The 12913-nt window shown below is 66.6% G+C and carries 12 protein-coding genes and 2 pseudogenes; 6 read left to right on the plus strand and 8 right to left on the minus strand.

Going from position 1 to position 12913, the window contains the following annotated elements:
- Positions 1 to 803 (minus strand): annotated as a pseudogene (locus IE271_RS34315) (IS5 family transposase); the annotation flags it as partial.
- A 277-nt stretch (positions 804 to 1080) separates the two neighbouring features.
- Here IE271_RS34315 and IE271_RS34320 point away from each other — a divergent pair.
- The 6 genes from IE271_RS34320 to IE271_RS42595 all read left to right on the plus strand — a co-directional run bounded on the left by IE271_RS34320 (position 1081) and on the right by IE271_RS42595 (position 7469).
- Entirely contained in the window at positions 1081 to 1419 is a 339-nt protein-coding gene (locus tag IE271_RS34320; RefSeq protein WP_190194392.1) for a hypothetical protein, read from the plus strand.
- 58 nt (positions 1420 to 1477) lie between these two features.
- Positions 1478 to 1939, plus strand: a complete 462-nt coding sequence (gene kilB, locus IE271_RS34325; RefSeq protein ID WP_190194393.1) for a plasmid transfer protein KilB — start codon at positions 1478 to 1480, stop codon at positions 1937 to 1939.
- A 394-nt stretch (positions 1940 to 2333) separates the two neighbouring features.
- Positions 2334 to 3626: a helix-turn-helix domain-containing protein gene (locus IE271_RS34330; RefSeq protein ID WP_190194394.1), complete on the plus strand. Its 1293-nt coding sequence runs from the start codon at positions 2334 to 2336 to the stop codon at positions 3624 to 3626.
- Between the two features lie 14 nt (positions 3627 to 3640).
- Positions 3641 to 4396 carry a toll/interleukin-1 receptor domain-containing protein gene (locus IE271_RS34335; RefSeq protein WP_190194395.1) on the plus strand — a complete coding sequence of 252 codons (756 nt, stop codon included), beginning with the start codon at positions 3641 to 3643 and terminating at the stop codon, positions 4394 to 4396.
- Positions 4393 to 6390: a hypothetical protein gene (locus IE271_RS34340; protein ID WP_190194396.1), complete on the plus strand. Its 1998-nt coding sequence runs from the start codon at positions 4393 to 4395 to the stop codon at positions 6388 to 6390. Before IE271_RS34335 ends, IE271_RS34340 begins: the two co-directional genes overlap by 4 nt.
- Positions 6387 to 7469 carry a hypothetical protein gene (locus tag IE271_RS42595; RefSeq protein WP_229919755.1) on the plus strand — a complete coding sequence of 361 codons (1083 nt, stop codon included), beginning with the start codon at positions 6387 to 6389 and terminating at the stop codon, positions 7467 to 7469. The genes IE271_RS34340 and IE271_RS42595 overlap by 4 nt, the downstream gene beginning before the upstream one ends.
- A gap of 453 nt (positions 7470 to 7922) precedes the next feature.
- Here the strand turns inward: IE271_RS42595 and IE271_RS34350 are convergent, their stop codons facing one another.
- The 7 genes and pseudogenes from IE271_RS34350 to IE271_RS34370 form a co-directional block, all read right to left on the minus strand.
- Positions 7923 to 8897, minus strand: a complete 975-nt coding sequence (locus IE271_RS34350; RefSeq protein WP_229919756.1) for a hypothetical protein — start codon at positions 8895 to 8897, stop codon at positions 7923 to 7925.
- A 136-nt stretch (positions 8898 to 9033) separates the two neighbouring features.
- On the minus strand, positions 9034 to 9564 hold the full coding sequence (locus tag IE271_RS42600) for a hypothetical protein (protein WP_229919757.1): 531 nt from the start codon (positions 9562 to 9564) through the stop codon (positions 9034 to 9036).
- A gap of 79 nt (positions 9565 to 9643) precedes the next feature.
- Entirely contained in the window at positions 9644 to 10273 is a 630-nt protein-coding gene (locus IE271_RS42605) for a class I SAM-dependent methyltransferase (RefSeq protein WP_229919758.1), read from the minus strand.
- 138 nt (positions 10274 to 10411) lie between these two features.
- Entirely contained in the window at positions 10412 to 10900 is a 489-nt protein-coding gene (locus IE271_RS43445) for a cytidylyltransferase domain-containing protein (protein ID WP_268256255.1), read from the minus strand.
- Positions 10836 to 11195, minus strand: a complete 360-nt coding sequence (locus IE271_RS43450; RefSeq protein WP_268256254.1) for a cytidylyltransferase domain-containing protein — start codon at positions 11193 to 11195, stop codon at positions 10836 to 10838. The genes IE271_RS43445 and IE271_RS43450 overlap by 65 nt, the downstream gene beginning before the upstream one ends.
- 124 nt (positions 11196 to 11319) lie before the next feature.
- The gene (locus tag IE271_RS34365; protein ID WP_229919759.1) at positions 11320 to 11784 is read right to left on the minus strand and encodes an NUDIX hydrolase; all 465 of its coding nucleotides are present in this window, start codon (positions 11782 to 11784) and stop codon (positions 11320 to 11322) included.
- 4 nt (positions 11785 to 11788) lie between these two features.
- Positions 11789 to 12909 (minus strand): annotated as a pseudogene (locus tag IE271_RS34370) (adenosylhomocysteinase).
- Positions 12910 to 12913: the final 4 nt, after the last annotated feature.

Genomic DNA, 12913 nt, shown 5'->3' on the forward strand with positions numbered 1-12913 from the left:
CGTCGCCAGCAGATGATGCTGCAGGCCAGGCTGAGGAACGCTTCGTGGAGGTCGTCGCGTATCTCCCAGCGGATGCGGAGCCGGCGCAACCAGTGCAGCAGTGCGAAGCTCTGCTCGACGACCCAGCGGTGGACTCCCAGCCCGGAGCCGTGCTCGGTGCCGCGGCGGGCGATGACCGGAGTGCCCCCGACGGCCCGGACCTGCTTGCGGTACTTGTCGTGGTCGTAACCCCGGTCGGCATAGAGCGTCTCCGGCCGCCGGCGGGGTCGGCCACGCCGTCCCCGTACCACCGGGACGGCCTGCAGCAGGGGGCATGAGCTGGGTGACGTCATTGCGGTTGCCGCCGGTCAAAGACACAGCCAGCGGGATGCCGTGCGCTTCGGTGATCAGATGGTGCTTGGAGCCGGGTCGGGCACGGTCGACCGGGCTCGGCCCGGTTTTGGGCCGCCCTTCATGGCCCGCACATGCGAGCCGTCGATCACCGCCCTCGACCAGTCCAGCGCACCGGCGGCGTGCAGCTCGGCCAGCAGCGACTCGTGCAGACGCTGCCACACACCCGCCTCGTTCCAGTCCCGCAGGCGCCGCCAGCAGGTCATGCCGGAGCCGAACCCCAGCTCCTGGGGCAAAAACTCCCACGGAATGCCGGTGTACAGCACGAACAGGATCCCGCACAGGACCTTGCGGTCCTCCAGACGCCTACGTCCCGGACGATCCGCCCGACGCGGCACGACCGGCAACAACGGCTCGATCCGCGCCCACAGCTCATCCGACACGATCCACGGAAGCTGCTCACCCCTCCTCATGCGAAGGCCAACACCCCATCGCACGGCCTCATTCCAAGGGATCACGCCCACTTTTGTTAGGAGTTCTTAGTGACGAAAGGCTCTGACTGCGTCGCACGGCGCTACCTCTGTAAAGACGAAACCGTCAGTCTCCTGCGAGAACGAAGTGGCCAGACGGCTATGTTGAGCTGTTGATATGTGTTAATTGTTGGATCTTGCTTCCTCAGCGGGGACTAGGGAGGGGGGCAAGTGGGGAGCATGGGGGTGCTGGGCATCGCAGGCAAAGAGCGTGGTATCCGTGTTCGCCAGCCTTGTCACAGGGGGCGCGCGATGGCCAATTTCTTGTCGGTCGGCCCGACGCTCGGACGTTCGTGCCGCCGACATCAGCAGCGCGCAGGTCAACATGCACCGCCAACTGAACAGCGTGGTGAGGGTGGTGGACCTGTTTCCGCTCGCTGTGCTGTCAGACTGCGCCACCTGCTGTTCGCCGGAGGTGAGTCCGCTGATTTTCCGGCTCCATGCCGTATTGGGCGAGCCGCAAACGCGCAGGATCCACCTCAAGCCTGCGGCGGACTCAGTGAAGCCGGAGGGCTTCCAGCCGGTGCTGTGGGTGGTCGATATGTGGAGTAAAACCTGAAGCTGGCCCATCACATCAAGAGTGGTGCTATCGCCATGGACGAAGGGAGAGTAGGACTGTGGGCGAGACTGTCATAGCGGTGGTTGGCACGCTTCTCGGTGGTGCCCTTACTGCACTGTTCCAGTCGCGCAGCGCCCGCACCGCCTACCGGGCGGATCGGGCCGCTCGCCGTGCGGACGACTTGCGTGCTGCACTCGGCGCCTTGGTGGCCGCGATAGGCGACCATCGGCGGAGTATGTGGCACCGTGAACACCTACGGCTGACCGGTGCTTCTGATGATGACCTCGTCGCTGCGCGAGCCGCCAGCCACGCCACCCGCTCGGCAGTCACCGCGCCGCTGGTCTCCGTCGCCATCCTCGAGCCCGACCTCGCCGGGGCGGCTCGCCACGCCGCGCAGAGCGCCTTCGACATGCGTGACGCCGCCGACCTGAACGCACTGGTGGAACTCCGCGCAAACGCCATCGCCGCAACCGACGCCCTGGTCGACGCCGCCGGTCGCCTCCTGCGGCAAAAAGATTGACGTACGGCTCGCGCGATCAACACCACCACTGAACGCGCGGAACCGGTAACCCTTCACCAAGAAGCTGCTGAAGGCGCTCGAGAGGCAGGTCGGCGATCTGCTCAAGCAGCTCGGCAGCGTGTAGACCGTCGCGGCGGAACCGGCGCGCCCACCAGCTCCGCAAACTGCCACCTACACGACGTTCCTCAGCGCGCTCTGCCGCCGGTGCACGGCTGCTCTCAGTCCTTCAAGTTCCACTGGCAAGGCGCCCATTTTTCAAGCCTGTTCATAGTGCACCTTGTTCATGGGGAGGAAACGGGAAACAGCACCATTCACCTTGTCCGTCCGGCCAGGGGTGCCGCACTCTTACGTGCGGCGGGCCCGTTCACCTGGACGGATGGTTATGGAGGTTCTCATGCCGCAGCCGTCCACCGTGTTCGGCGAGGAGCTGAGGAAGCGGCGTTTGGAGGCCGGCCTCACACTCACCGCCTTGTCCGCAGCCGTGCACTACAGCAAGGCGCAACTGAGCAAGGTCGAACGAGGCCTCAAAGCACCGAGCCGTGATCTGGCCCGGCTGTGCGATGCCGCTCTGCGAGCCAGCGGGGCGCTCATCGCTCTGGTCACCGCGCCCACTACTGGCGTGTCAGACGTACGGGCGGCAGAGGGGGCCGACGAGGAGGAATGGGTGATGCAGTTGTCCCCGGACGGCTCAAGCTGGTTTCAACCCATCGGCCGGCGACAGGTCATGAGTGCCGGTGCTGCCTCGTTGATGGGATGGTCCGCCGGGGGCCAAGGGGCAGTCTCTCCGGCTGCTGGGGCGGGCATGCTGGAAGCCTCGCGCTCGCTGTTTGCGCACTACCGGCGGCTCGGTCAGAGCGTCGATCCGGGGACTCTGCTGCCGGGGCTGATCGCGCAGACGCACACACTGCGAGAGCTGTCGGGCCACACCGACGCCCGCACCCGTCAAGAGCTGTTGGCGCTCGGCTCCCGGTACGCCGAATACGTCGGCTGGCTGGTGCAGGAAACCGGCAACGAGCAGGCGGCGCTGTGGTGGACGCAGCGCGCGGTGGATCTCGCGGCGGCCGGCGGGGACGATGCGCTGGCCGGGTATGCGCTGGTGCGCCGGGCGCTCGTCACGTTGTACCAAGACGATGCGCAGCAAACGGTGGCGCTGGCGCAGCAGGCGCAGAAAAACACGCTGCCTGCGCGTATCCGCGGGCTGGCCGCCCAACGCGAGGCACAGGGACACGCGCTTGCGGGCGACCGAGCCTCCTGCCTGCGTGCGCTGGATCGAGCCAGGGCCCTGCTGGCCCGCCAGGACGCACAGGGCGATGCACCCGTGATCGGCAGTATGCATTTGCCGGACTCGGTAGGCATGGTCACCGGCTGGTGCCTGTTCGACCTCGGCCGGCCGCGAGAAGCCGCCAAAGAGCTGGATCTGCAGCTGAAGCGAGTATCGCCCGAAGCGATGCGCACGCAGGTGCGCTACGGCGTGCGCCGGGCACTGGCTTACGCCGCGGACGGCGAGATCGACCAGGCATGCTCGCTGACGGCACCGCTGCTGGACGGGGTGGCGACAGTGAGGTCCGCAACCGTCACCATCGATCTCCAGCGCCTGGCCCGTGTCCTGGCCCGCTACTCGGACCATGCCGCAGTGCGCGAGCTGGCTCCACGCTTGGGGACGCTGTCCCGTTTTCCCATGTCTTGAGGAAAGGATCTGCCATGGCTGAGGTGTTCATCAACTACCGCACAGGCGACGGCGACAAGACCGCTGCCTTGATCGATCAAGAGTTGTCGCGCCGCTTCGGCAAGAACTGCATCTTCCGCGCCTCGAAGTCCATCGCCCCCGGTACCGCCTTCCCCGAAGCCCTGAAAGTTGGCATACGGCGCTGCTCGGTCTTGCTGGCCGTCATCGGCCCGGACTGGATCAACTTCCGCACCCGGTTGCACGACCCGGAGGACTGGGTACGCAAAGAGATCGAGCAGGCATTCGAATACGAGACTTCGGTCATCCCCGTGCTGGAGGGCCGCAAGACGAGCAGGCTGAACCGGGCCGATCTCCCCGAGGAACTGGCACGCCTGGCCGACCTGCAATCCATACCGTTCGACACGCATGACACCGAGACGGGCCTGAAGCGTCTGGGCGACGTGGTCGCCAAGCTGGCCCCTGCGCTGCACGACCTGGACCGTGAGGCGGCCTCGCAGCCCGCGCCAGGCTCGACGGAAAACTCGATCGGGGATGTGCAAGGCCCTGCCGTGCAGAGCCAGAACGTCACCGGCGACATCGGCAGCACCGTCGTCAAGGACTCCCATGGGCCCGTGCATACGGGCAAGGGCGACATCTATCAGAACTCCCGCCATGTATCAGGCGGCCGGCACTTCACCGGCGACGGCATGACGTACTTCGAGGGAGACCACCACGGCGACATCCGGCACCGGTTCGGTGACACCGGCCGCAGCGAGGACAACGACCAGTGAACGAGCGCATCAGCACTCGGGTCGATAATGCAGGCGGATACGTGCATGCCGGTAACGGTGATTTCAACATCACTGTTGGCGCGGATCTTCAGGACTCGGACAGGCGTCCCTTTCGGAGTATGGCTGACGACCAGCTCGGACGGTTGCAGTGGGTACTGGTAGCCCCGCCCGGTATGGGAGAGGCCCGCCATAAACTGGCTGACACCGGAACTGTGATCTTGGACGGCCCCCCGGGAAGCGGACGCACTGCCACTGCCAGAGTGCTCCTGCACGAGTACCAGCACGACACCGGCGTCTTCCATGAAATCCTGCCGGACGACGAGGACGAGCTGTCTCTGAGCAACCCGGCTCTGGTCGGGGCCGGCGACCGACTGCTGCTGGATCTGTCTTCGGCCGACACCAATCGGTGGGCTGCGGCTCGAGCGGAACTTTCCTCTCTCCGTAAGACCGTGCACGAGCAGCAGGCGCATCTGGTGGTCGTCATGCCGCACGAGAACGCCCTTGAGGCCGACCTGCAGTACTACAGGGTTGAGGTCGAACGTCCAAAGGGCCTGCAGGTCTTCCGCAGGCACCTGCGCCTGCATGGTCTGCCCTACGAGCAGAATCTTCAGTCAGACCCCATCGTCACGAAATGTGCATCTGACGAAGTACCGATACGTGAGATCGCAGATTTCGCCGACCGAGTGCGGCGAGCCCGTGAAGCGGCCCGCCCCGACGAGGGATTCACGCAGTGGTGCAAAGCCGCCCAAGCGGCGCACAACGACCGCCGTGCGGAAATCGCCACGCGTATGACCGAATGGCGCGAAGGCCCACAGCGGGCCCTCCTGCTCACTGTGGCCATGCTGCACGACGCTCACGCCGACGTCATCCACCAAGCAGCCGAACTCCTACTGCGCACACTCAAGGCTCCGCCCGACGATCTGCCGTTACTGCAGCGTAAGGACCTCGCCGAGCGACTGACGGAAATCTCCGCCGTCGCCAGGCCGGACGGGCACGTACGGTTCACAGAACTGGACTACGACGCCGCCGTCCGCACCCACTTCTGGGACCACATGCCCGACCTGCGGCCGCACCTGAACACCTGGACTGCACGCAGCGTGGGACTGCCCGATCTGCATGACTCTCGGACAATGCGTGACGGCTTGGTAGCACGACTGGCCGGGGAGTATCTGCGAACCAGGCGCGGAGAAAGCCTGGCCGCCTTGGCCGAAAACTGGAGCGCCACCCCCACGAACCGGTTCCAGTTGGAGGCCGCGGTCCAGGCGCTCACCTGTGGCCTCAACGACCCCGCACACGGCAAACTCTTCCGCCGCCGGATCTACCACTGGTGCCGCGAGCGGCAGCTCAAAGGGGAGTTCGCGCAAGTCCTCGTCCAGGTCTGCGCGGATGTCATTGCAACCAACCACCCTGACCAGGCCCTGCTGCGGTTGTACTACCTGGCCCGCCGCGAAAGAGGCACCGATCGCGCTCGGCAGGCGCTGTGCGAGCTGGCAGCTACCAGCAGTCGGCTGCGCCGGCAGTTGCTCGACCGCCTGGCACGCTCTGCCCTCTCAGACGCCGAACTCAACATCTTCCTGCAGACCTGCGAGCCCGTAGCGCTGACCGCCCCGCACGACAATTCATGCGCACTGGTAGAGGAGAACGCGGTACAGCAGTCCGTGATCATCTGCTGGCACGCCGTGCTCCAGAAAATGCCACGCACGAAGTGGCACCCGTACGCACAACGCTGGTTACATACGGCCACCAACGCCGGACGCTGCAGTGAACCACTACTCGACATCCTAGTCAGCGCCGCCGACCGGTGTGCCACACAACGGGGCACGATTTTTGCCGCGCTGTACGCAAGCGCCCGCGCCGCAGAATCCACCGCACCTCACGGAGCCGAGCAAGCAGCCACCACCACGGACCGCCTACTGCAAAAGATCTCCACGGCGCAAGGACTTAGCACCACCGCATCACCGTCCACAGCAGCATTCGGGGGCAATACACCATGACAACCGGCTGCAAGACCACAACTATCTTCCTGACCATCCTGTGCGGTCTGCTGCTGACCATCCTCGGCTTGGCCCAGGACTGGCCGCCGCTTGCCTGGCTCCTACTGGCCGCTCTTCTCATCGCACTGCCCGCAGCGGCTTTCAAGATCGCCACCGCACGCCGCGGCCCCCTGCCGGTCGATGTCGAGGAACACCGCACGGCACCTCCCGTCGAGCGCAGAGAGCACCATGTCACCCACGTGGCTCTGCCCAGCCGGTGGGACGACTACGACTTCCTCTTCTCAGCCACCGTACGGTGGTATCCCCTCGAAGCACCCAGTAACGACCCCGTCCTCAACCCGGCAGGCCTCGCCGTCGAAGCCGTTCTGAACCGTGCACGCGCGATCACTGAACAACGTGAACCCGGCCGGCCCTCCCTTACCCAGCACGAGCTAAGCGGCGCACTCAGCAGGATGCGCCCGGATCCCACCGGGCACCTCCAGGTCATGGCCGAGGACGTCACGCTCGTCCTTCGCGAATACGACCAGGAGCGACTGAACCGACTTGCCGAAGTCCGCAAAGACAAGGCGGTCTGGGAGCACCAGCGCAAGTACGAACAGAGCAAACGCGAGTACCTGAGCGAGGACGTCCTCAAGGACACCGGCAGTGCGGTCGTCTGGTGGCTCGCCAAAAACGACGACCGTATAGAAAAAACCGTGGCAGACCTTGGTCTGCTTGCCCAGCTGACATCCGCCGCCAACGACACCGATGTCCCCGAACGACTGCGCGATTTAATACCTCGGCCGCACGACGAGCGCCCTACTTTCGATCTCCGAGAAGAGCCGCCTGTTCAGCCCGAGCGGCAACCGACGGCCGCGGACCATTTCGAGGCATTCCTCAACACACTGGACTTCACCGATGGTGAAATCCAACGACCAATGCTGGCCAAGCAGATCGCCGACATCATCAGGACCCAGGACCAGCACGAGACAGCTGAGGACATACTGCGCAGATTCCACCCACCGGCGAGCCACACGTCGAACGACGGCGAGCCGCCAACCTCTCCAGACGACACGACCGACAATAGACCCGCCGCTTAACCCTCAAAAGACGACGGGCAGGGAGGTGACCGCTCTCGCTGCATCAGGGGCAACCACCCTGGTATCGCTCGCGGTCACCGATCGCTGGACGCACGCTCGTGCACTCGATGGATGCTTGTCGCGCAACAGTTCAAATCACGGCACAATCGAAACAGCGGGCATCACAAATACACCTGAGCGCGCGAAACAGACTGCCTCGAAGGAAGGTGACCTGTGAGTTTTTCCCAGTCTCTGCGGACCTCTTCCAATACGACCTCTGCGGCCTGACGATTCGGATCTTTACAATTGCGCTCTCGTAGCCGATCCAGACGCTCTCGGGCTGCATCTAATGCGCTGGTATCCGCTCGAGTCTCTTCCAGGTCCGGCTTGGAGCGGCTGTGGGCGGGAGATAGCCGAAACGCCGACACCGCCGAACTGCGTGGGCAGGACGACGGATCACTGCGGCCGTTGCTCTCAGCTGGGATCCGGTCCGGCCTGCAGAAGCCTTTCCAATTCTGCCTCGGCGTGGGCGACCGCGGCCGTCAGAGCCTGATGGTGGTGGGCGGGCAGGACGCCGGATCCCAGTGCGGCCGCGTCGATCACTGCGTTGAGCACGTCTGTCACTCCGGTGCCCAGGGCGGACGCGGCGACGGGGTGGCGCAGTGCGTCTCGTGCGGCATCGAGTCGGGCGACGCCGACGAGGGAGTCGAGTACGGAGGCGGTGTGCTGCCCGCTACGGTCCAGTTCCAGGGCTGACAGTGCCGTCCGGGTCTGGAAGGCGGCGGTCGGCGGATCGGGGTGGGCAAGGAGCTGCCCGGCCTCGTGAAGGGCACGGTCCCGGTCGGGTTCAGGGACCGGGATGGCTGCTGGGCGGCAGTGGGCGTGCAGGAGGAGGGCGATGGCCCTCTCCCACGGCTCTGCGGGCTGGGCGGCCTCGATCAGGGCGCGGGCCTGTTGGTCCAGGTCCTGCTCCATCAGGGCCATGATCTTGATCTGGCGGCCGTCGAGGAGCCGGTTGCCGATGCCGCGGTGCTGGGCCATGGCGTCGGCGGCCTCGGTCCACCGCCCGCTCCGTGCCAGGGCGCGGGCGCCGTCCACTAGCAGGATCACCCACAGCTCCTGGCACACCGTGCGGTGGTCCCCGTCCGTGCCGGTGAGAGCGGACAGGTCGACGGTGCGACTGTTGATGTCGGTCCTGTTCCGGCGTCGGGCAGCATCGTTGAGGCAGATCAACAAGCCGTAGGCGGCTTCGCCGAGGCCCTCGCGCATCTGAAGCCGGGCGAGGTTGACCAGCGGCATCAGCGACATGACCGCGACCCGCCCGCTGAGGCCTCCGGCGTGGGCGAAGACCTGGTGCTGACGCCAGCACAGATCCTCGGCCACGTCGGGCAGGCCGACATCGGAGGCGATGAGCGCGGCATAGTTGAGGACCCCGCAGGCGCGGGCCACCAGCTCGTGGTGGCTCGCACCTGCGGGCGCGACGGTCAGCGCGGTGAGGTGGTTGATGCGCTTCTCAAGCGGGAGCGCGGGCGCCTTGGCACGGCGGACCAGGGGGATGCGGCTGGCTATCGCGGGGATTATCGGTTCAGCCCTGGCGCGCCCAGTCGACGACGAGTCGGCTGTAGGGCTTGTCGACGACGAAGCGCGGATCGTCTGCCGTCAGCCGGTCACGCGACTCGGCGACGGTCATCCGAAAGCCCGGTGCGGGGGCGTCGTTGCCGCCACTGGCGTCCCAGGCGCGGATCTCGTGCACGACGCGTTCGGCGAGGCCGGCGCCGTCTTCACCGTGGCCGATCACGCCGACCTCCCAGTACCTGCCCTTCTCGTCCTCGCCCTCCCGGATGGTCAGGTACGCGAGCGACCCACCGTCGAGGGCGGCCATGGAGCCCCAGCCGAAGTGTGGAGTGAACCCGGGGCGCCGGCCCGGCAGCCGGGACAGGCCGTTGGGCAGCACGCAGGCCAAGTATAGGTACAGCCACTCCCACGCCGAGCCCTGCCGGAACTTCACCCCGGTGTAGATCTTGGTCTGCTGCCGGTCGAGGACGGTGCGCAGCGCGTCGCGGTCGACGTCCTGCTCGCTGAATGTCTCCAGGCGCACGCTGCCCTCGCCTGCCATCGGCACGAGGGTGTACACGTCGTCGCAGACCCCCCTTGCGCAGCGGGATGAAGGTGGCCATCTCGCAGGAGACCGTCTTCTACGTGTCCCCGTCGCGTTCGAAGGCGAAGGAGCGGGAGACACTGCCGCGGATGCGCATCGGCAGGACCAAGCGCCCGCCGGGGGCGAGCTGGTCGAGGATCTTCACGGGCACGTCGCCGGCGCCGACGGTGAAGATGATCCGGTCATAAGGGGCGTGCTCGGGCAGTCCGGCCGCGCCGTCGGCCAGCGTCGCGGTGGCGTTGCCGACGCCGGCCCGGGCGAGGTTCCGACTTGCGCCGGCGACGAGGTCCGGGTCGACGTCGAGTGTCCACACCTGCCCGCCGGGCAAGACGATCTTGCCGAGGAGGGCGGCGTTGTAGCCGGTGGCGGCTCCGGCTTCCAGGAGCTTATGGCCGGCCCTGGCGCCGAGCTGTTCGAGTTGGGTGGCGACGATGGACGGCGCGGAGATGCAAGAGATCATCTCCCCGTGCTCGTCGTACTTGATCGGGATCGCGTCCTCCTTGTACGCGCTCTCCAGGTCGACACCGGGCAGGAACGCGTGCCGGTCGGTGGTACGGAACGCATCGATGGCCGCCTGGCTGCGCAGGTGGCCGCTGTCGACGAGTCGCTTGGCCAGGGATTCACGCGGGTCGGCGGGGCCGGTGACGGGTGGCACGCTGGTCTCCATTCGAGCGAGGTTAGGGTCCACGTGAGTGGACTTGCGGGCAGACACGTCAGCTTCCTCGCGGACTTGATAGGACCTTGCGATCACCCGCGAGACGAGCGCCGTGGTCGTGGCGTGCCCAGGTCCGAAGGTGGAAGGCGATCAGGGGGACAGGTGGCGAGCCACTCGAGAGCGAAGGGTCGCACTGGCCCTCGCCAGGTCCTCGGGTGTGTCGACGGCCAAGCCGTCATCCGCGACGCAGAGCATCCGTACGCCGTGGCCGTGTTCGATGAAGCGCAGCATCTCCACCCCCTCGGTTCGCTCCAACGGTCCCTGGGGAAGCTGCTGGAAGAGCCTGAGCGCGGTTCCGGTGAAACCGTAGAGGCCCAGCTGGCGGAGGTACCTCGGCCGATCACCTCTCGGGTAGGGGATCGGCTGGCGCGAGAACATCAAGGCGTTGCCGTTGGCCTCAATGACGACCTTGACGACGTTGTGGTCCAAGACTGCGACGGCGTCGTCCAGTTCCGTGTACGCGTTCACGGCGAGCGCTCCGTGGGCCATGTTCTCCAGGGCTTCGGAGACGGCGTCAATTGCGGCGGGCGAAATGAACGGTTCGTCGCCTTGGACGTTGATGTGCGCGTCGGCGGGCAGGCGTTCCGCGCACTCCGCGACGCGGTCGGTGCCGGTGAGATGTTCTCCGGTCCGCAGGCTCTCGATGCCCTAGGTCGTGGCACGCCTCCTCGATGCGCTCGTCATCGGTGACGACGACCACGGCGTCGAGGCGCTTCGCCTCCAGGCAGCGCTGGTGGACGTGCCACAGCAGCGGCTTGTCCCCGAGCTGTGCCAGGGGCTTCCCCGGGAAGCGGGAGGCTCCCCAGCGGCAGGGGATGACGGCTATGTGACGGCGGGGTGGGGTGCTCGGCGGTGCGGCTGTGGTGGCGGCCACGGCGTACTCCCATCGGTGAGTGTCAGGAATGAGTGGGGCGGGGAAGGAGGGTCAGCTTGGCGCGGACGGTTGGCGAGGCGGAGTCCTCGAACGACCGCCACTCGTAGCCGCTGACCTCTTCGGTCTAGAGCGTCACCGCGTGTTGGGCCCGGAGGAGGAAGGCCCAGCGGAAGTCCACGTGCTGGTGCGTCGGCTCGCTCTTCGCGGGGTTGGCGGCGATGTCGTGTACGTCGATGTCCAGGGGCACGGTCTCGAACCCTGGGAGGGGGACGACGGCGTCGCGAGGGATGCCGGTCTCCTCGAACAGTTCACGCAGGGCGGCACCGGGAAGGTTCTGGTCGCCCGGTTCGTTGTGGCCGCCGGGCGCGAGGGCCTTGCCCGTCGCGTTGTGCTGGATGTGCAGCATCCGGCTGCTGCTGTCGATGACGATGGCGCTGCAGGTCACGTGCGTGGGAAAGGCCTTGCGGCTGGTCGGGTCGTCCTTGCCGGCGAGAGCGTCGAACAGTGCAGCCAGAGCGCCGCGTTCGCCCGGGTGGCGGGCGAGGTACGCCTCGGCGGTGGCGCGGATGTGGTCGGGGGACGGCGGCATGAAATCACCTGTCGAAGTAGTCGAACCAGATCCTGGCAATGGCCTGGCGGTCGGGCGCGGGCATGTCGTGCAGGCCGGGCCGGAAGCGGCCCTGGCTGAGGGCCGCGGTGGCGGCGAGTATCTCGGCCTGGACGAGATGGATGTAGGTGCCGACGGCGACGCCGTGTACGAAGTTGACAGCGCCGCCGTCGGCGAGGACGTAGAAGTAGTGGCCGGTGATCTCGTACCGCGTCAGATGCTCGCCGACCGGGGTGCGCTGATAGAGCCCGTGAAGGCTGCCGAGTTCGAACTCGTCCTCCGAAGACGTCACCGAGGCGAGATAAGCCCCGTTGTGCAAGGCAGCGAAGTCGCCCTGGCGGAGGGCGAGGTTACCGGTGGCGCACAGGACGAGTTCCGCCTTTCGGAGCGCCTCGGCCGTCGACGTGCTCGTACGGAAGCCCTGGGAGTGCGCCTGCACTCTCTTGACCGGATTGGTGTCGTGCACGGTGACGCGCAGGTCCTGGGCGCGCAGCGTCTGAGCGATGGCCCGGCCGACCTTGCCGAACCCGATGACGCAGGCGTTTCGGCTGGTCAGGATGGAGCCGTGGGCCGTACGAGGGCGTCGGTCGAGAAGACGATGGACCGGCCCACGAGGTGGTCCTCGCAGTCCTTCAGCGGGGAGCGGGCCACCGAGACGACGGGACAGGGCAGGTGGTCGAGTGCCGCGTACCTCTGATGTCCGTTCTCGGTGTCCTCGACGACGCCGAGGACGCGGCCGGAGAACTTCTCCACCAGGGTGTCGAGGCACGGCGCGAAGTAGCCGCCGATGTCCACCAGGACGACGTTCCGGCCGCCAGCCGTGTCCTCCAAGTACTCCAACGCCCTGGTCGGGTCGGCAAACAGCTCTGGGCTGAGGTCATGGACGGTGAAGGCACGTCGTACCTGCTCCAGCGTCGACTGGTCCACGGACCTGGGCTTGGGCAGGACAGCACCGACCGTGGACGTCGCGGCCATCGCGCGCAGAAACGCTGGCCGCTCGGAGAGCAGGTGCGTGATGATGAGCGTGGTGACGTGGTCGTCGGCGGGGAACCGTTCCGTGATCTGCCGGAAGAAGGCATCCAGGCGCGCTTTCTCAGGACTCTCCACTGCA

The sequence above is a fragment of the Streptomyces minutiscleroticus genome (assembly GCF_014650875.1).
Lineage (GTDB): Bacteria > Actinomycetota > Actinomycetes > Streptomycetales > Streptomycetaceae > Streptomyces > Streptomyces minutiscleroticus.

Coding starts and splice junctions, on each gene's coding strand:
- IE271_RS42600 (WP_229919757.1), bottom strand. CDS start 9,564: ATGGCAGGCGAGGGCAGCGTGCGCCTGGAGACATTCAGCGAGCAGGAC.
- IE271_RS42605 (WP_229919758.1), bottom strand. CDS start 10,273: ATGGAGACCAGCGTGCCACCCGTCACCGGCCCCGCCGACCCGCGTGAA.
- IE271_RS34330 (WP_190194394.1), top strand. CDS start 2,334: ATGCCGCAGCCGTCCACCGTGTTCGGCGAGGAGCTGAGGAAGCGGCGT.
- IE271_RS42595 (WP_229919755.1), top strand. CDS start 6,387: ATGACAACCGGCTGCAAGACCACAACTATCTTCCTGACCATCCTGTGC.
- IE271_RS34365 (WP_229919759.1), bottom strand. CDS start 11,784: ATGCCGCCGTCCCCCGACCACATCCGCGCCACCGCCGAGGCGTACCTC.
- IE271_RS34335 (WP_190194395.1), top strand. CDS start 3,641: ATGGCTGAGGTGTTCATCAACTACCGCACAGGCGACGGCGACAAGACC.